Origin of the sequence: Actinotalea alkalitolerans (assembly GCF_023369855.1) — a bacterium.
Classification (GTDB): domain Bacteria; phylum Actinomycetota; class Actinomycetes; order Actinomycetales; family Cellulomonadaceae; genus Actinotalea.
This window is the reverse complement of the sequence record NZ_JAMBPP010000019.1, coordinates 1-17,805: the sequence shown is the minus strand read 5'-3', so window position 1 is coordinate 17,805 and position 17,805 is coordinate 1. Positions and strand designations below refer to the sequence as shown.

Sequence of the window (17,805 nt, the reverse complement as noted above, 5' to 3'; positions counted from 1 at the left end):
AGCCCGCGCGCGAAGGGACCTCAATCGTGCTCACGACTCGCCACCCAGTGCTTCCTCGGTCATCTGAAGGGCGGCGCGGAGAACGTCCTCCCACAAGGCTCGAGGCACTGTGACCTCGAGCTGCTCGATCACTGCTTCAGCCTGGAACGCGACAGTGCGCTCGCGGGCCGTCCCCCCGCGAACCGAGACGGTAGCCCGGCCGCTCGCCGGAGGCCTGCGGAGTGCACCTCCAGACAGATCCCCGGTGCGGCCCTCGAGCGACGTCGGGCCCGGAGACGGCGGCGGTTCAGTGCGGGACGCAGCGAACATCGGCGTCACCTCCGAGGGTGCGTCGGCCACGTCAGACATGTTCATCAGTTCCGACGGCAGGGTGCCCTCCGTGTGGAGGACGTCCAAGAACCTCGTCGTTCGGGTCAGAGCGATGTAGAGCATTCTGTGGCCCTCAGGGCCGGCATCGACGATCGTCGCCGGGTCGACGACGACGACGGCGTCGAACTCAAGGCCCTTAGAGGCAACGGGACTCACCAGGTTGATGGACTGACCGAGCCCTCCACGGTCGGCGTCCTTCCACACGACGTTCTCTGCCGCCAGGGCGGTCTCAAGGGCGGGTCGCCTCGCGTCTGGGCAGATCACCCCAACAAACCGCCCCTTCGCTCCGTGGCCCTGAACGATGGCGGCGACTACCGCGAAGAGGTCGCCCTCGACGGGAACGCCCTGGATCCTCGGCGCCTCGGCGTCGCGGACCACGATCGGTGCCTCGACACCCGGGGCCGCGGCAGGAAGCAGCCGAGCAGCGAGGTCCATGACGGAGCGCGGCACCCGGTAACCGTGCGTGAGCGCCTCGATCGAGACCGGCATCGAGGATCGGAGGGCCTCGACGACGTCGTCCCACGAGTCCCGCGACCAGTGACCCGTCGACTGGGCGATGTCACCGACGATTGTCATGGCACCGCGCTCGGAGCGGCGCCTGATCGCGAGCAGCTGCATCGGAGAAAGATCTTGCGCCTCGTCGACCACGATGTGCTTGGACGTAGTCGGATCACCGTTGATCTCGGCGTTGGCAGCATCCAGGAGGACGAGGTCCTCCTTCGACCACTTCTCCTCGCTCAGGCGCGCGGCCGCGGGGCGCCGCAGCAAACGGACCTCCTCCGCCGTCAGCGCCGAGCCGGCCGCCGAGACCAGCCTCTCCAATGAGCCGAACAGGTCGCGAACGAAGGCCTGCGCCGAGAGCTGCGGCCACACGCGCTCGATGAAGAGGTCGATCTCGCTGGTGTCGAGCAGGTCGCGCGGATCGCGCCGAAGCGGCAACCCGTCCGCCTGGAACTGTCGCCGGACCTGCACCGCGATTGCGGCGGCCGCGGCCTCACGGAACTTCGTCCGCCCACTGGCGTAGTGGTCGGAGCGGAGGTCACGGACGAGCTCCTCGACGGACTCGGGCGGGAGCTCGACCCGCCATGCAACGCCCTCGACCTTGAAGACCGAGTCCTCGGCCGGGGGGCGGATGCGGTCGGATAGACCGCGCGAGATGAGCTCGACCATCCGCTCGTCACCCTTGAGCTTGGCCACCGTGGCATCGTCCTTGCGTCCCACCGGAACAGAGGCACCCAGCATGCCGACGACGTCCGTCTGCGGCACGTGCTCGTCGCCCAGCTCTGGCAGGACCCTATTGATGTACCGGGTAAACGTGGGGTTGGGCCCGATCACCAAGAGGTCCTCAGGCCGCAGCGTCCGATCATTGAACAAGAGCCACGAGACCCGGTGGAGTGCGACGGCGGTCTTTCCTGTGCCCGGGCCTCCTTGGATCACCAGAAGAGTCTCGTGGGGCGCGCGAACGAGGCGACTCTGGGCGGCTTGGATCGTCTGGACGATGTCCTGCATCTCCGGTGACCGGTCACGCGTCAGCGCATCGTCGAGCATCGCGTCGGCCTGAATGACAGCCAGTCCCGGATCGTCTAGCGCGCTGATCCGGGCCGCTAGGTCCGCGTAGATCAGGTCCTCGAAGGAGACGATCGAGTTGGCCTCGGTCCGAAAGTCGCGGCGGCGGACCACGAGCCCCGGTTGGTCGGGTGTGGCCTCCCGGAGCTGCATCACGAAGGGCGCCTTCCACGGCGCCACGAGCAGATCGCCCTGCTGGTCAAGGATCGCGTGTCGGCCGACGTAACACGGAGCGCCGGACGCAACGTCGATCCGCTGGAACGCGACGCCGTCGAGCGGGCTTCCCAGAGTCGTATCGGTGTCGTGGTTGGCCTTCAGCCGCGCACGGGCCTTGTTGTCACCAGCGGCGTGGTAGGCGAGGCGACGAGTCTCACGCTTAGCCTCACGGACCTCGAAGGCATGATCGAAGTACGACTGCTCCTGCTTGAGGTCGGCGTCGAGGGGTTTCGTCATCGAATGCGCGCTCCCGGCGTGGTGAGGGACTTCATGTTCCATCGGCTAGGCCGGTCCAGGACATGAGGCGCGGAGGCCCTGCTTGTCGTCCGACGCCGGGTAATCATGTAGGAAGGCTCCCATCGGGGTGGGACACGACCGCGGTCCCGTGGGTGAAGGTCACTACCTTCCACGTCATCCGCGGGCTCGGGAGACCCCCTCGTGGGCGAACCACGAGACCCCCGCCGCGCGCGCCCTAGTCTCCCAGTGTGAGCGAGACACCAGGGGCCAGCGGGAGCTCCCACACATGGTTCGACATCCACCTCGGCGATCACCTTTCCCCGGTGCTGCTGCACGTGCCGCACGCCAGCCGGGTGATCCCTGTTGGGGTAAGGACAGCATCGTCCTCGACGATGAGGATCTCGCCCGCGAGCTCGACACCATGACCGATGCCCACACCGACCTCATCGCCGCCGCGGTGTGCTCGCACGCCGAGCGCAGTCCATCGCAGTTCGTGAACCGGACCTCCCGACTCGTCGTGGACCCCGAGCGGTTCCCTGACGAGCGCGAGGAGATGGCCGCCGTCGGGATGGGCGCCGTGTACACGGCGACGTCGACCGGCGCCCAGCTGCGCCTGCCAGACGCCTCACGCAATCAGCGGCTGTTGGATGAGTTCTTCACCCCATACGCCGACACGCTCGCCGACCAGGTCGATGAGCGACTCGCCGCCGTCGGCAGGGCGATCCTCCTCGACGTGCACTCCTACCCGCTCCACCCCCTCCCATACGAGCTGCATCCCGACGATTCGCGCCCCGAGATCTGCCTTGGCGTCGACCAGACTCACACCCCCGAGTGGCTGGTCGCCGCGGCACGCTCGGCCCTGGCCCCCCTCGGTTCGGTGACGATCAACGAGCCGTTCCGCGGGACCTACGTTCCGCTGCGGCACTACGGGTCGGACCGGCGCGTGGCCTCGCTCATGCTCGAAATCCGGCGCGACATCTACACACACCCTGATGGAGGCGCGGACCTTGATCGGATCGAGACCCTGGCGGCTGCCATCGCGAGGATCGCGGACGATTGCACCCGTGAGGCTTAAGGGTCGGGCGCGACCGTCGGCTCCGCGGGCGGCTGTCAACGCAATGACCCGTCGCAATGGGAATCTGGCCCACCCACGATCGCTTCACCGAGGTCCGCGAGATCCCGGCCACGAAAACCCGGCCATCCATGGACCGTCCGCCGCCAGTGAGGAGGCACGGCCGACGCCCCCCCCAGCGCGCTCCAAGTAGGGCCCCGGCGATCGCCGCGACAGTGTCGGTGTCGCCTCCGATTCGGACGGCGGCCTGGAGCGCGTCGCGCACCTGGTCGGACGGCTCGATGCCGTCCCAGTGCGTGAGGTAGGTCGCGCGCCACGCGGCCTGCAGAGCGGTGACGGTGAACCCGTTACGCCTGAGGTCCGCCGGCGGTGCCGGGCGCTCGGCAGCTTCGATCGACCGCGCCCATGCCGGCCGTCGCTCGGCGGGCACCAGGTCGAGACCGGACACGAGGTCCAAACGGCACTCGACGACAGCTGTCCGGACAGCCTCCGACCACAGGACGCACGAGTCGCCGGCGAGAGGGTCGGCGTGGGTGAGCTCCGCGATCATCCGGGCGGCCTCCGCGACCTGACCCCGGTCCTCCAGAGAGGCGAGCGCTACCGGCGCGGTGCGCATCAGCGCGCCGTTGCCCGCCGTCCTGCCGGTCTGGGCGTGCAGCGTCGCCGCCGCCGACGCCATCCGCTGCGCGGGCTGGCTCGTCAGCCGGCGGGCTTCGGTCAGGACGTCATGGGTCTGAAGCCCGATGTCAGCAGGGTTGCCGTCCAGCCACTCGTCGAACGCCGCAGCGACGGCATCGAGACCCTCAGGACTCGACAACACCACGCCTGTCGCGGCGACCCGGGCGATGCAGATCGCCATCTGCGTGTCGTCACTCCACTCACCGGGCGCGTAGTCGCCCAAGCCACCGCCGCGCATCTGGGCAGCGCCGCGCGGCGCCCTGCCGTACTCATACGGAACGCCGAGCGCATCACCACACGCCATGCCCAGCAGAGCGCCCGCCGCCCTGTCGTCCACCGAGCCGTCCTGATCCCGGGCGAGCCGCGCGGGAATCTGGTGCTCGGGGCGAGTGATGATGCCGTCGTCAAAGGCGCCGGCGAAACGGTTTCCTCGGGGCATGCGGCTCCTTGATCGGCGAGAGCACTGATTTGTGCGGCACGCGACCTTACGGCCAGCCACTGACAGTGACGATGGAAAGTGTTCCTCCAACCGAGTCAGCCAACTTCAACGGGTGATCTTCCGCAGCGCTGATGCTCCGGAACCGGCATGGCCACATCGCAACAGGTCGGAGACGGCAGAAGGTCCCGGTTGTGGTCATCACCCCAGGTCCAACATCGGCGCACCCGACAGGAAGGACACCGGTGACCAACGACAACGCCGCTGCGGCCAGCTCGCCTGAGTACCAGCGCGCTCTCGAGGCCCAGCAGGACTACGACTCCACACTCGAAGGCCAGCGGCTCCTGACCGAGGCACTCGCGTCCGCTCCCGAAGACGGACGAGCCAGCCTTGTCGCACGACTCCACTCGGGCAAGGCCGCTGCGCGGTTCCGTCGGGAGCAGGCTGCGCTCATGCCACCTGCAGTTCGGCGGAGCGAACCCACGGCTGGGGCCCGACGACGGCTCGCCACCGAGCGGGAGAACCTCGCCCGTCTTCTTGGATTCGCGGCAGCTGAGACGGGGAACTTCACCAAGCCCACGCCGCGGACGATCTCCCGGCTGGAGGAGACCTGTGCGCGGGTTCTTGCCGCCGACCTCGAGGCCCAGCCGGACCCCGACCCGTTCGGCCACCTGCGATGGCCGGCGCCAAGGCCGACGGCCCCGTGGACCGGAGAGCGGACCCAACCCGCACATCCTGGTGACGTGGCCGTGCTGATCCTCCTCGGGGTCGACGCCAGCTGGACAGGTGGTGAGCTCTTGGTCGATGGCCCCAATGAGTCTGGGCGCGCGTGGGGCTACGAGTTCACCGAGGTGAAGAACGGCGGCTCTGTCGTCACTGGTGCCCCTGCCATCGCGGCATGGGCACGAGCCCACTGAACTGACCGGCGACCCATCCCAGCCACCGACAGGGCATTCAAGTGACTCAAGCGACGGCCGTTCACCCCGTCTCGCCATTCGCGGACCCGCAACTTCGCCCCGAGCCACATGACGTTCTCACCGCATCGCTGCGGGTCCTCGTGCTGCCGCTCTCACTGGCGCTCAGGCGCAAGCGCTTCGGCGACCCGAGGCCTCAGGGCCCCAAGATCTTCCTTCCAGGGCGCGCGGAAGAGGCCACGGCCAATGACCGTCCGACGGACGCGGCGTTCGACAGCTACGGCGTCCCGACGGACGGCTCCAAGCCTATGGACGTCGGTTTCGGCACGCCGACACTCCTCTTCTCGACGCTGCATGAGGTCCCTGACGTGGATCCGGTCTCGTTCGGCACGTCCGCCAGCACTCTGGACGAGCTGACCGATTCGGAAGTTGAGCAGCGCCTTTGGACCGGTCGGCCTGCGGTGTGCGTCTCGCTCTGGGCGACCGATGCCGTTCCGGTCCTCACAGTCGAGCGGGTCGCTCCCCACACGGACGACGATGGTTTGACCTGCGAAGTGGGAAGCCACGTCGACAACGACGTGCTCGGCGCTCTCGGGGTGCTGACCGAGGGCACGCCATGGGCGTACACCATGACTCTGGAGCACCTCTTCGGCACTCGAGCCGCCCGAAAGTTGGTTGGGCGGAGGCAGGCGGAGGCAGACATTCGGACGCTCCGTTGCCGGAGCAGCGAGCGCATCCGTGGTCGGTCCGTGACGGAGGGCCTCTACGCCATCCTGGTCCCAGGCGGGACGACCATGATCGAGGAGATCACGGGCAGAGAGACGGATGATCAGCAGGCGCAGGAGTCGGGGGCACCGTGGACCTGGACCGCGCTTGAGCTCGCGGACCGACCTGCCGAGCCCGGCGCGGCGTCGGCACTGCGCTCAGACTCGCGGGTAGCAGTCGTCAACCTTGAGAGCCTCTCACCGCGGCACGACTACACCTCGGTCAGTGGCGCCGGATTGCTCGTCTCGACTCTCCCCGTGGTCGCTCACCGGGCGCAGGCTGAAGACGCCCTGGTGAGACTCTCCGAGCTCGTCAGCTCGACAGTCGACCACAAGAGCTCGCGCTTCGACGCGCAGCTCGAAGCACTGGAGACCGCCCGGGTGACCGGAACTCGGACGAAGATCGCCCAGCGATTCGCGTCCCCCGAGAACTCCTCCGAGTGGACGTACAGCACGAGCCTGGCGAGCGAGCTGACTACCCGTACCGATACGCGGCTGAACGAGCTGGCCGACGACCTCGAGACGTTTGCGGCTGCCGCGCAAGCACAGCTTGAGCGAGTGGGCGGGCGACGGCGTGACCGGATCGACCGCATCCTTCGTGTCGTCTCTCCCGTCGCTGCGTTCTCTGCACTCATCGGGCTCTACGCGACGATCGCCACACTCCCTGGGACAGGAACGACCCACCTCCTAGATTCCGTGCCCGATGCCGCGTGGCTCACGGCGATCCTCGTGGCGGCCGGCGTCGTCGTGGGGGTGCTCGTCGAGCCGATGATCAGCCTTTGGCATCGGCTCAGCCGGAGGGGCGACCATCCGCGCCGGTAGGTGTGAGGGCATGGCGGAGCCTGCGGTCGAGAGTCGCTCTTGCGGCCAAGCGCACTCCGCAGTTCCAGGCGCCAACCCGCCGAACTGATCACTCAGCCCAAGTTCTGGAGATAGGAACTGAACGCCAGCAGCAGAACCGCGACCACTCCTATCCGCAGGAGACCAGGGACGAGCTCGCGCTCGGCCGACTTCCGCCGACGCTCCCGTCCGCTGCTGCGGGCGGGACGGCGCGGCTTCGCCATCGGGCCTCGCCCCACCGGGGGCTGTCTGACCCCGACCGCAGCCCGTCGGTGTGGCTGCGCCCGTCTTCCGGCCGAGGCGGCGCTTCCAGCGCCGCTGTCGAGCAGCCCACCGAGGTGGCGCGAGATGTCGGCGACCTCGTAGGGCGACAGCCTCGCCGACCTGCCGACCAGCAGGGACGCCAGCCGATGCCGACCGACCACCACAACACCAGAAGTGGTCTCCGTCGGTGGGAGATCCTCTTGGGCGGCGAGGCAGAGGACCCCGCTCACGGCCGAGCGATGCTCCGGGAGCAGAAGGGCGGTGACGGCGGCAGCCGCCTGGGCGACGCCGTTGAGCTGCTCGTCGCGCCGGTATCCGTTCTGGCGCAGCAGTCCGTCGCGGACGATGACGTCGCCGGACCAGTTCTTCGCATCGACGATCACGACCCCACCCGGACCAACGGCGATGTGGTCGATGTTGGCCAAGGGCCGGTCGGGCCAGTGGACGTCGTGGAGGCCCACCCACCCGTACTGCCCGAGCGTGCCCAGCGTGATGGCGACGAGTCGTTCACCCTCAGCACCGGCCGACCACGCCCGCTGCTGACGCTGGGCCTGGTCGATCTGGCGACGAACCTCGTCGCCCGTCGCAAGCCCGGCCGCCTCGTCCTGCTGAAGGCGCGCGATCTTGCGGGCGCGACGCGACGCCTGCTCTTCGGCGCCGTGGCCTGCTTCCATGTGTTCCCCCCGTTCGGGCGGCAGTACTCGCACCCACGGTCACCATCGACAGGCATCCCGGTGGCCTTGATCGGAACGGCAGGGCGTCAGCCGATCGGCCTACGACGGGCGGCGGAGCGTCCCCGGCCCCTCAGCCGAGCGGTGCCGTCTCCATTCCGACGGCACCGCTCCGGACCCACCGTCCGGGCTCAGCCCAGCGCCACCGTGACCCCGCCCGAGAAGGGCGAGTCGTGCAGCTCGATGGAGGCGAGCTGGGCGTCGGCGGGCACGTCGAAGACCACGATTCCCTGGACCTCGTTGCCCGGGTTGATTTGGTTGAGGAACGAGTTCGAGTCGTCGAGGTAGATCGCCGCTGAGCCGTCCGACGAGTGGGTGCGGCCCTGGGTGTCGAGCAGCTCCTGGCTCGACCCGTCGAAGTACTGGGCCTCGGTGCCGATGTTGCGCACGGTCAGGTGGACGAGCACGAACTGGCCCTGGGGACTGCTGCAGGATCGGTTGACACCGTGACCTGCCCCACGGCCTGGTTACCACCTGCGGTGTGGTGGTCAGGCTGGGATGGATGGCGATTTGGAGCGTAGCTCGAACTCGATCGGGCTGAGGTAGCCCAGGCTGGAGTGCCGTCGGCGGCGGTTGTGGAAGATCTCGATGTACTCGAAGATCGCGTTCGCGAGCTCGACGCGGGTGTTCCAGCGTTGCCGGTTCAGGAGCTCGATCTGCATCGAGGACCAGAACGACTCCATCATGGCGTTGTCCAGGCCGTCGCCGACGGAGCCGAACGAGGGCATGAGCCCCGCGCGGCGAATGCGGTCGCCGAAGGCCCAGGAGGTGAACTGGGCGCCGTGATCGGCGTGCACGATCCCTCCCGGTGCTGGATCACGGTTCCTGATGGCCATGTCGAGGGCGTTGATCACCAGGCGGGTGTCCTGGGTCGAGGATCTTGCGGCTGTAGGCGTCCAGCACGCAGCAGCAGTACAGCTTGCCCTCACGGGTGGGGTGCTCGGTGATGTCGGTGACCCAGAGCTCGTTCGGCCGCACCCGGTGGAACCTGCGGTTGACCAGGTCACCGGCGGTGGTGACGCCTCGCAGACGTCTGACCCGGGCGGGTCCGGGCAGCCCGTAGATCCCTGCGTCGTGCATGAGCGTGAACACCAGCCGTGAGCTGACGGTCACGTCCATCGCCATGGTCAGCTCGGCGTGCACCCGCCGGTAGCCGTAGGTGCCGCGCGAGGCGACGTGGACCTCGCGGATCAGGCCGGTGAGCCACTGCCGGCGCAGCCGGGTCTGGGACATGGCCCTGTTGCGGTAGCGGTAGTAGCCCGGCTTGCTGACGCCCAGAACGCGGCAGCAGGTCAGGACCGGATGCCCGGCGGCGACGAGGGTGTCGATCACCGGGTGGACCCTTTTGGGTGCGGGGCCACCTGCCCGAGCAGATTCGAGGCGACCCGCAAGATTTCCACCTCACGCTCGAGCTCGCGGATCCGTGCCCGCGCCCGTCGCAGCTCGGCACTCTCGCTCCGCGGGACACCCTCGATCTCGCCGCGGTCGATGCGATCCTGACGCAGCCAGTTCTGCAGGCAGCTTCCGCTGATACCCAGATCGGCAGCGACGGTGGTGGCGGGCATTCCGGCCCGCACGAGCGCGACCGCTCGGGTGCGGAACTTGGCCGGATACGGCTTCGGCATGGTTCAGACCCTCTCTCTCGAGAAGCCGAACCACCAGACCCGAAGTGGTAACCAGGCTGGGGGGCAGGTCAGAGTGTCAACCAGCCCTGCAGCAGTCCCGTGGGACGCCGATCGGCGTCTCATGCTCCCCTACACCAGGCGTCGGGACGGTGCGCTCGGACGCAGGGACAGGCAGGTCAGGTTTGCCTGCCCAGCCCCCTGGGCGGTCAGTGCAGAGTCCTCGACGTCGACCGGAGCCCCGGTGGACAGGCGGAAGACAGCCCACGCAGCAATCATCACCCCAACGACCAGGGCGGTGGACCAGTGCGATCACTCTCGTGCTTCTCCGCGGTGAGCAAGCCCGAGGTCGTCCGTCGCGGCAGGCTGGCCCGGCGTCGACGCGGTAGACGAGCGACCCGTGGCATCCGCACGTGCGTGCCCCCGTAGGTCTCAGCGCCTCGCCACTCCTGCGGCGGCTCGGTCCTACCGGCAGCCTCGTCCAGGGCCCAGTGGGGCACCCTCCCCGTACGTGAGCGAGGAAGATCGTCGGGAGTCACCTGCGGTGCATCGGCACAGACACCCCGGTACGTGAACGAGGGCTCCGGCCCGGCGTGTGCGTTCATCGGGTGAGCACACGGGCGCCATGCTGATCGCGTGAGCGAGCGCGAGACGGCTCAGGTCGGAGCAGAGGGAGCCACGCCCCCCGAGGGACTCTCTGCGTTCGCTGCTCGCGTGCTGAACCAACTGAGCCTCAGTGCCTGGCTGCCCGGGGCACTTCTCATCGCCGTGGCGGCGCTACTCATCCAGTTCCACGGCCAGAGTGCACTCTCCCTCGAGGGTGCGGCGGATGCCATCCAGACCCATGCGCTCGCACTGGCCGTCCTCGCCGTGCCAACACTGGTCGTGGCCACGCTGCTGACGCAGGCCTTCTCGTTCGAGGCCATCCGATTCCTTGAGGGCTACTGGCCCGCGAGTGGTCCGCTCGCGCTGCCCTTCCGCCTCGGGGTGTGGCTCCAAGTCCGGAGGCGCACCTGGCTCTCGAAGCGACTCGACGGAGTGCAGCGTCGTGGACTTGCCGGAGCGAAGCAACAACTACTCCTCCAGGGCTCTTCCGGGATGGTTATCCTCGCCATCGAAGCTGACCTCAGCGGCGCGCCCCGGCCACCTGACCTCTCGGCCGAAGACGCCGCCGAGGCCGACACGCTTGAGTGGTGGTCGGCGGCCAGCCCGTGGGTGAGCGCGGAGATCTCCCGCATCAGCCAGACCCTCAACCGCCTGCCCGCCACGCACCGCTTCATGCCCACGTCGCTGGGCAACGTGCTCCGGGCGGCTGAGGACGAGCTGACGAACGCGGCGGGCGACATCGAGGGTTTCGTCCTGCGTAACCGGCACAAGGTGCCCGCTCGCCTGGTTGTCCTCCATGATCACTTCAGAACCCGGCTGGAGATGTACACGAGCCTGGTGTTCGTCTCGGCCGCGTTGGCCATCACCTCGGTGCCCGTGCTGGGCGAACTTGCTTTGCCCTGGCGACTCGTGCCGGGCGTACTCCTCATCGTTGTTGCAGCCACGAGCTACCAAGCGGCCGTCGCGAGCGCGAAGGGCTACGCCTCGACGCTGCTCACCATGGATCGACTGATCGAGGCTGCCGCGGTCAAGGGGTAGCGGGCGGGCGCATAGGTCCGCCGCACATCGGGCAGGGGCGACGTGCCACGTCCGGCTTCTTGTGGCCGCACTTCTGGCACACATAGACGACGCGCTTCGCGCCGTCGTAGCCAGTCACGCGGTCATCGCCCATGATCGGCATGCTCCTCGTCCGCTTGGGCGTCGTCAAGGTTGCTGGCGCGGCGACGCTGCCCTTCCGAATCCCCGCGATCCCAGGTGCCCCCGAATCCCGACGGAACCGCCGAGCAGCTGCCTATGTCGCGATTGTCGACGTCCAGAGCGTGGCGATCGCCGCCGCTGGCCAAGACGGAGCCGCGAGCCGCGCGTATGAGCCGTCGGGCCGGCGGTAGACGCAGTAGCGGCTGGTGCGTTCGACGACGGTGCCGATCGCGGACCGGCTCAGCCCGATCATCAGGTCGCCCTCCCAGTGGCCGGGCACTGCCCGGTCCTCGGCCTCGGCGGGCCGCTCGCTGAGGACGACATCGGCGGTGACGTGACCCTGGGGCCGGTTGTGCGCGCGTTCGCGGGGCTTGCGCAACGCCCGTCCCGTACGCAGGCAAGCCACCAGCTCGCGCTTGAGCGCCCCGCGCCCCTGGATGCAGAGCGCCTGGTAGATCGCCTCGTGGCTGATGCGCATGTCCTCATCGTCGGGGAAGTCCACGACCAGACGCCGCGAGACCTGCTCTGGGCTCCACGCCGTCGCCCGCCGCCGGTCCCCGCGGTGCGGCTTGTTCAATCCCTTCCAGGTCGTCGCCGGCCCGGGTGCGAGCATCCCGTCGGGCCGCCGCAGCTGTCCGCTCAGCCGAACCTGGACGTACTCCTGCAGACGAGGGTTCGCGGCGAGCTTGGCTGGCTTGGGCGCCTGGCGGCGGTCTGTGCCTTCCACTGCGCGACCGTCGCCCGGTACTCGAGCTTGCCGCTGCGGGTCGCAGCGTTGCGTCGCAGCTCGCGCGAGATCGTCCCCGGATCACGCCCCAGCTCACGGGCGATCGCTCGGACACCGAGCCCTCGCGCCCTCAGCAGTGCGAGTTCCTCGCGCTCGTGGAACGACAGGTAGCGGCCGGTCGGCTCGGCCAGCGGCAACGGCGCCATCCCGCCAGCGTGACGAAACCAGCGTGACCCGACCGGCCACGACACACCGACCCGAACCGCGGCCTCCTCGCTGCTCTCTCCCTTGGCGATCAGCCGCCAGAACTCCCGCTCTGCATGCCGGGCCGGGATCGGCCGCCCCGGTGACCGCATCGCCGGTCGCAGAGCCCGATCCGCCTGCTGCTGTCGTCGCACCATTCGACACCTCCGTGATCACCGGGTGTTGCGACGACCGATTGAGTCCGCCCTGGCTGCCGCGATCCGCGTGCACGATCGCGCCGGGGGCCGGTTGGCGCCGCCAGATCGCCATCTGCAGGGCGTCGACGACCAGCTCGGAGCGCATGTGGTCCGCGATCGACCACCCGACGACCCTGCGGGTGAACACGTCAAGGACCGCGGCGCAGTAGACGTTGCCGGTGTTGGTGGGGTGCTCGGTGATGTCGGTGCACCACAACCGGTCCGGCCCGTCGGCGGTGAACCCTCGCTGGACCAGGTCCTCGTGGGGGGCCGGCAGCGGGCGTTGACCGCGGCGTTTGCGCCGGTCACACACACCGACCAGCCCGGCCGTGCGCATGAGCCTGGCGACGCGTTTGCGCCCGCAGGCGACCCCGAGCCCGAGCCGCAGCTCGGCGTGGACCCGTGGGGCGCCATAGGTCGCCCGCGAGCCCTGGTGGATGGCCACGATCGTCGAGATCAGGGCCTGGTCGGCGACCTGGCGAGCACTCGGCGCCCGACCGCGGGCTTCGTACGGGCCCGAGCGGGAGATGCCGAGCACCCGGCAGGTCAGCGCGACGGGCACCCCGTCGGCCGCCAGCTCCTGGACCAGCCGGGTGGTCATTTTGGGAGGACGTTCTCCCGGGCGAAGTAGGCCGAGGCGCGTTTGAGGATTTCGTTCTCCATCTCCAGCACCCGGGTCCGCCGGCGCAGCTCGACCAGCTCCTTGCGCTCGTCGCTGGACAGCCCCTCGCGGCGGCCCGCGTCGACGTCGTCCTGGGCCATCCACCGGCGCAGGCACGACTCACTGATCCCCAGATCCGACGCGATCTTCGCGACCCGCTGCTGGCCATTGCGGGCCAGATCCACTGCTCGACGCCGGAACTCCGGCGGCTTGGCTGCAGGCACAAGGACTCCTCTCGGAGATGACATCGTCACCTCAGATCAGGTGTCCGGGGAAGCGCGTCAGGCTCCGCAGTGGATCAACGCGGGGGTGTTGCGGGTCGACGACTACGACGCGGACCTCGTCGACCTGATCGCGCAGGACCTCGAGCGGGCGGGTGGGGCGGTCGTAGGCTCCGCCTCGCTCTGCGACCAGATGGACGCGGCCGGCTGGTCGGCTCAGAACCTCATCCGTGCGGTCGCTCCGGCCGTCTCCTCATTCTCGGCCAAGAGCGCGATCTCCTCGCGCTGTACACGCGTGTCGGGGCCACGTCTGCCACGGGAGAGAACCTGCGGATCGAGTACGAGTTCGACGAGGGGCACCCGGTCGACATCGAGCTCGGCGAGTTCCGCGAGACCGTCGCAACCCTCGTCCGCACCGTGGTGCTGGTGCAGCCCATGCGTTCTGATCCGGACACCGCGTGGAGCTTCCCGGCACGCGACCACCTTCGTCCGGGAGGACGGTTCTGGCGCCAGCGAGACCTGGCAGGCGTAGTCCTCCGGCAGCTTCGACACCCACCCGGCTGCTCGACGGGTGCGGTCCGGCTATGGCGGACCCGGGACATGTCTTCGTCGTGCGCGGCAGGATCGGGAGTCTCGATCACGACGAGATGATCTTGCCGACCGACTCCGGCTCCTGGGCCACCAACAAATGGGGTCCAGCCCTCGGCGGAAGTCCGACCGTCGGGAGGCCCCGCAATCGGCAACGCACCGTGAAGGCGATGCCGGTGCTGGACGCGTTCCACGTCGTCAAGCTCGCCTCCCAATCCATGGACGAGGTCAGCCGCCGCGTCCAGCAGGACACCCTGGGCCACCGCGGACACGCCGGGGACACGCCGGGGACCCTCTCTACCAGCGAGGCCGCGCGGCCTACGCCGCCAACACCCCCGCCGACGGCAAGGCCATCGCCGAGCACGTCGTGGCCACCTTCCCTTGGTGCCCGATCCCCGAGATCGCCCGCCTGGGCCGCACCCTGCGCCAGCAGAAGGATACCTACCTGGGCTACTCCACCACCGGCGGAGCGAACAACGGCGGCGCCGAAGCCGTTAACGGGATCATCGAGCTCCACCGGCTCATCCCCCCGCGACTACCGCAATCCCACCAACTACCGGCTCCGCATGCTCCTGGTCGCCAGCGTACTCCGCCCACCGGACCTGCGATGAGCCGGTTGACCGGAGCGTAGATCGCCGCTGGAGGCCCACGGCGGGTCACGGCTTGGAGCCGGCCAGGACGACCCTTCGGTGCCCGAGGTGGGGCCAGCCCCGGGGTGGTCGCGGCGGTGCTGGCACCCCCGCCAAGGACCCCTGCGGGCCGGACGAGCTTGCTTCGTTGGCCGGTGCCTCGGCGCGGACGATCTCGCGGATCAGGCGCCGGAAGGGGTCCCTCCTTTGGCAATGCGACGGGCCCGGCAACGTCTCTCACTCGGAGGTCATGACTTTCCCCCGCCTCCGGCGTGGGGCGAGACGTCGAGTACTTCGTAGGCGAAAGAGATCCCTTGCGCCATCCGAGCGCCCGCCGCGGGATGCCGTCCAACGCCGAACTGCTCGTGCTCCAGGAATCCGGTCCGGTACAGGCCGATCTCCTTGCCGACCGCCTTGCCCACCAGATCCGCGCCGAGGCAGATGATGCTCGCGACAGCGGCGACGGCGCCCACGGCCGCCGCGACCTGAGGCGCGGCAAGCACGAGTCCGCCGACGACCGAGAGACTCGCCTGGGTCGCAGGTTTGGCGAGGGCGGTCTCGAAGAGCTGGGCCAGGTCTGCACCCTTGCGGTCGTTTCGGTTCACCCAGATCGCGATATCGAGGAAATCGCGGACAGGGCCAAGAAACACGCGCAGGTTGTCGATCGGCAGCAGGTCCCCGTCCGCGATGCCGGGGAAGGGGAACGTGAACGGCGTTGCGACGACACCGTCGTGGGTGGCGGTAACCACGAGCGCATCCAGCCGCACCTCGGACCTCAAGAGCGCTTTGTTGTTGTGCACCCGCAGCTCGGTCAACCGCACAGCGACCCGCGACGGCGGGGGGATCGCCGCACGCGGCCCGGCCGCGGTCGTGGCAAATCGCGAGACCTCCCGGATGCTGAACGGCGGCTCGGCCGTATCCGGCCTCGCACCCGGGCTCAGCATGAAGTCGACCGTCTGGACGCGGTACCCCGCCGAGGGCGCGTCGTCCTCGATCGGAAATGCCCGTTGCCCGGTAGCCGCCTCCAGCAGCAGCAGCTCCAGCTCGGAGCGCGGCGGCTCGTCCGCGCCCCGACTTCGGGGGGTCTGGAGAAGCGTGAACTCCTGGGGGGCCGTCGACGCGATGACCATCAGCGACTCGAGCCGCGGGGCGTCCTCGGGGACGCCCTCGTCCCACATGAGCGACCCGCCGTTGGCCCCACCGAGAACCCTCGATTCTCCCGCGGGCAGCTTCATGCCTCCTGGCTCCGCGTTGTGGAGCAGGTTGACCTTGTACGCCGTGTCGAGGTCGAACACGCCGACGTACAGGGTTGAGTCGGACACGTTGGTGATCGTGAGGTTCACCCGGTCGCCGGGGTAGAGCACCTCTCCGGGCTGAAGGACCCTCCGGCCGGAGTCGTCGTGGATCGCGTACTCGACCCGGACTCGGAGACTGTCGGCGGCTCCCGGACTGCTGGTCAGACTTCGCATCCGCTCAGCCCTGGCGATCCGCTCCACGAGCCGCACCGCCAGCAAGGCGCCCGCATCGTCGCTGGTAAGGGACTCCTCGCGGAGCGGCAGGCCGGTCGGGTCCTGGACACGAAGTGCCGCGTTCCCGACGATGGTCGCCACGGTCGGCTCGGCGTCACCGGCGACGTGGAGCAGGGGCGAGCCTTCGACGGCCCTGGCGACGACCGCATCCAGCGGCGGGGCGAGGTCGAGTCGCACGCCCCGAGTCGTCGTGGCGCTCACGGGGTCGGCGAGCAGGGTCGGGGGCAAGTTCACGGCCAGGCCGTACGGTACGTCGAGCTGTGCCCGATCGTCGACCACCGCTCTGACAGACGCTGTGACTACTGGCTGCTCGTCTTCGCTCAGGATCCGAAAGACGTCGCCCACCGAGACGCCGAACAGGCCAGCCGCCTCGATGCTCGGCTGGCCATCGAGGCTCCTCACGGGTAGGGCGTAGATCGCCCGGCGCACCTCCAGGCTGAAGAGGAGACGGTCGGCCGGACCTTCGACCTCCGGACGCTGGAGAGTCAGCGAGCGGTTGATGCGGTGGCGGATCCGATCGACCAAGACACGCCAGCTGACATTCCGCTCCCCCATCTCGCGCAGGATCAGGGCTAACTGCGTCGTCAGCACCCCGTGACGGCCCAGTTGCCCGTCCTCCTCGTACGCCGACTGTGTCGGGTCACACGCGACGACGCGTACCGCGTCGGGGTTGGAGAAGCCGCGGAGCTCACCAGCTTGGACCTGCCGCTCCAGCTCCGCAAGCTCGACCCACGCGTTGTCCATGGGATAGGCGCGCGGCAGCGACCGAGGCATCAGCCGCGGGTCCCGGGACATCGTCCCTGAGAAGCAGCAGTCCAGGATCGTGACGACGTTGCGCGTCTTCTCGGTCAGCCGCCGCTGCAGCACGCTGAGCTGCTCGGCTGGAATGCCCCGGAACTCCGTCTCCGTCGTCGCCTCCATGTCGAACGGGACGAGGTAGCGCATGTCGAAGCGCTCCCCGCGCTGCTTGCGTTCGGCCCAGTCGCTCGCCAATGCGTAGCCGCCATGACCTGCGTAGTACACGACGGCCGGGTCAGTGGAACCTGCTTCCGTGTCGCTGATGAGCTTCAGATACGCGTCGATGATCCCCCGGCGTGTGGCCTGCTCGTCGATCTGGACGCGAGTCTCGAAGCCCCGTGCGGCAAGCGTCTCCTGCATGAGAGCGACGTCGTTGTTGGCGCCGGCCAATCCCCCGGTCTGACTGCCGATGAGCAATGCGCGCCTGGTCATGTTCCCCCTGCCCCTCCCGCTCCCGATAGTCGCGAGTCGCGACTGAGGCCATTCTGCCCCTCTGCAACCCTACGATCGCGTGAAGTGCAGGATGGGATCGCCAAGTAGGACGAACGGCGCCCAGTGCATCATGAGCGCCTCCTCCTCATCGCCGGGTGCAGAGGACGGCTCGATCTCGTCGTCGAAGACGACCGATCGGCCGTCCCTGATTGTGCACCCCGCCACCCGCTCGGCGAGCCGCTGCCGCAGGTGCGCGCGTGCGCCATCC

At 68.9% G+C, this 17,805-nt stretch carries 11 protein-coding genes and 5 pseudogenes; 5 read left to right on the top strand and 11 right to left on the bottom strand.

Going from position 1 to position 17,805, the window contains the following annotated elements; all coding sequences use genetic code 11:
• Positions 1 to 30: 30 nt before the first annotated feature.
• Entirely contained in the window at positions 31 to 2,388 is a 2,358-nt protein-coding gene (locus M1R94_RS18200; RefSeq protein ID WP_249383152.1) for a HelD family protein, read from the bottom strand.
• 286 nt (positions 2,389 to 2,674) lie between these two features.
• Here M1R94_RS18200 and M1R94_RS18195 point away from each other — a divergent pair.
• Positions 2,675 to 3,310 (top strand): annotated as a pseudogene (locus M1R94_RS18195) (N-formylglutamate amidohydrolase); the annotation flags it as partial.
• Between the two features lie 31 nt (positions 3,311 to 3,341).
• On the opposite strand, the gene M1R94_RS18190 reads toward M1R94_RS18195, so the two are convergent.
• Positions 3,342 to 4,577: an ADP-ribosylglycohydrolase family protein gene (locus M1R94_RS18190; protein ID WP_249383151.1), complete on the bottom strand. Its 1,236-nt coding sequence runs from the start codon at positions 4,575 to 4,577 to the stop codon at positions 3,342 to 3,344.
• Positions 4,578 to 4,819: 242 nt separating this feature from the next.
• Here M1R94_RS18190 and M1R94_RS18185 point away from each other — a divergent pair, with 242 nt between their 5' ends.
• Both M1R94_RS18185 and M1R94_RS18180 read left to right on the top strand, forming a co-directional pair.
• Entirely contained in the window at positions 4,820 to 5,491 is a 672-nt protein-coding gene (locus M1R94_RS18185) for a hypothetical protein (protein ID WP_249383150.1), read from the top strand.
• A gap of 41 nt (positions 5,492 to 5,532) precedes the next feature.
• On the top strand, positions 5,533 to 7,074 hold the full coding sequence (locus M1R94_RS18180; RefSeq protein ID WP_249383149.1) for a hypothetical protein: 1,542 nt from the start codon (positions 5,533 to 5,535) through the stop codon (positions 7,072 to 7,074).
• Between the two features lie 92 nt (positions 7,075 to 7,166).
• Here M1R94_RS18180 and M1R94_RS18175 read toward each other — a convergent pair whose 3' ends face one another.
• The 3 genes and pseudogenes from M1R94_RS18175 to M1R94_RS18165 form a co-directional block, all read right to left on the bottom strand.
• Positions 7,167 to 8,030 (bottom strand): nuclease-related domain-containing protein, encoded by an 864-nt coding sequence (locus M1R94_RS18175; protein ID WP_249383148.1) that lies wholly within the window; start codon positions 8,028 to 8,030, stop codon positions 7,167 to 7,169.
• A 188-nt stretch (positions 8,031 to 8,218) separates the two neighbouring features.
• A pseudogene (locus M1R94_RS18170) lies at positions 8,219 to 8,497 on the bottom strand (DUF4352 domain-containing protein); the annotation flags it as partial.
• A gap of 78 nt (positions 8,498 to 8,575) precedes the next feature.
• Positions 8,576 to 9,712, bottom strand: a pseudogene (locus M1R94_RS18165) (IS3 family transposase).
• 633 nt (positions 9,713 to 10,345) lie between these two features.
• Between M1R94_RS18165 and M1R94_RS18160 the strand changes: the two are divergent.
• A complete protein-coding gene (locus M1R94_RS18160; protein ID WP_249383146.1) occupies positions 10,346 to 11,353 on the top strand; it encodes a hypothetical protein in 1,008 nt (335 codons plus the stop codon).
• Positions 11,354 to 11,708: 355 nt separating this feature from the next.
• On the opposite strand, the pseudogene M1R94_RS18155 reads toward M1R94_RS18160, so the two are convergent.
• The 4 genes and pseudogenes from M1R94_RS18155 to M1R94_RS18145 form a co-directional block, all read right to left on the bottom strand.
• Positions 11,709 to 12,640, bottom strand: a pseudogene (locus M1R94_RS18155) (IS30 family transposase); the annotation flags it as partial.
• A 58-nt stretch (positions 12,641 to 12,698) separates the two neighbouring features.
• Positions 12,699 to 13,280: pseudogene (locus tag M1R94_RS21010) on the bottom strand (IS3 family transposase); the annotation flags it as partial.
• A complete protein-coding gene (locus M1R94_RS18150; RefSeq protein WP_249383145.1) occupies positions 13,277 to 13,564 on the bottom strand; it encodes a transposase in 288 nt (95 codons plus the stop codon). The gene M1R94_RS18150 and the pseudogene M1R94_RS21010, both read right to left, overlap by 4 nt.
• 213 nt (positions 13,565 to 13,777) lie before the next feature.
• Complete coding sequence (locus M1R94_RS18145) at positions 13,778 to 14,113, bottom strand: hypothetical protein (protein ID WP_249383144.1); 336 nt, start codon at positions 14,111 to 14,113, stop codon at positions 13,778 to 13,780.
• 32 nt (positions 14,114 to 14,145) lie between these two features.
• On the opposite strand from M1R94_RS18145, the gene M1R94_RS20960 reads away from it, so the two are divergent.
• A complete protein-coding gene (locus tag M1R94_RS20960) occupies positions 14,146 to 14,760 on the top strand; it encodes a transposase (RefSeq protein ID WP_374109493.1) in 615 nt (204 codons plus the stop codon).
• A gap of 266 nt (positions 14,761 to 15,026) precedes the next feature.
• Here M1R94_RS20960 and M1R94_RS18135 read toward each other — a convergent pair whose 3' ends face one another.
• Positions 15,027 to 17,537: a caspase family protein gene (locus M1R94_RS18135; RefSeq protein ID WP_249383143.1), complete on the bottom strand. Its 2,511-nt coding sequence runs from the start codon at positions 17,535 to 17,537 to the stop codon at positions 15,027 to 15,029.
• A gap of 69 nt (positions 17,538 to 17,606) precedes the next feature.
• A partial coding sequence (locus M1R94_RS18130) for a hypothetical protein (protein WP_249383142.1) occupies positions 17,607 to 17,805 on the bottom strand: 199 nt, incomplete at its 5' end.

What these genes read in the sequence shown, in the direction of transcription:
- M1R94_RS18135 (WP_249383143.1), bottom strand. Translation starts at nt 17,537, where the DNA reads ATGACCAGGCGCGCATTGCTCATCGGCAGTCAGACCGGGGGATTGGCC.
- M1R94_RS18200 (WP_249383152.1), bottom strand. Translation starts at nt 2,388, where the DNA reads ATGACGAAACCCCTCGACGCCGACCTCAAGCAGGAGCAGTCGTACTTC.
- M1R94_RS20960 (WP_374109493.1), top strand. Translation starts at nt 14,146, where the DNA reads ATGGCGGACCCGGGACATGTCTTCGTCGTGCGCGGCAGGATCGGGAGT.
- M1R94_RS18175 (WP_249383148.1), bottom strand. Translation starts at nt 8,030, where the DNA reads ATGGAAGCAGGCCACGGCGCCGAAGAGCAGGCGTCGCGTCGCGCCCGC.
- M1R94_RS18190 (WP_249383151.1), bottom strand. Translation starts at nt 4,577, where the DNA reads ATGCCCCGAGGAAACCGTTTCGCCGGCGCCTTTGACGACGGCATCATC.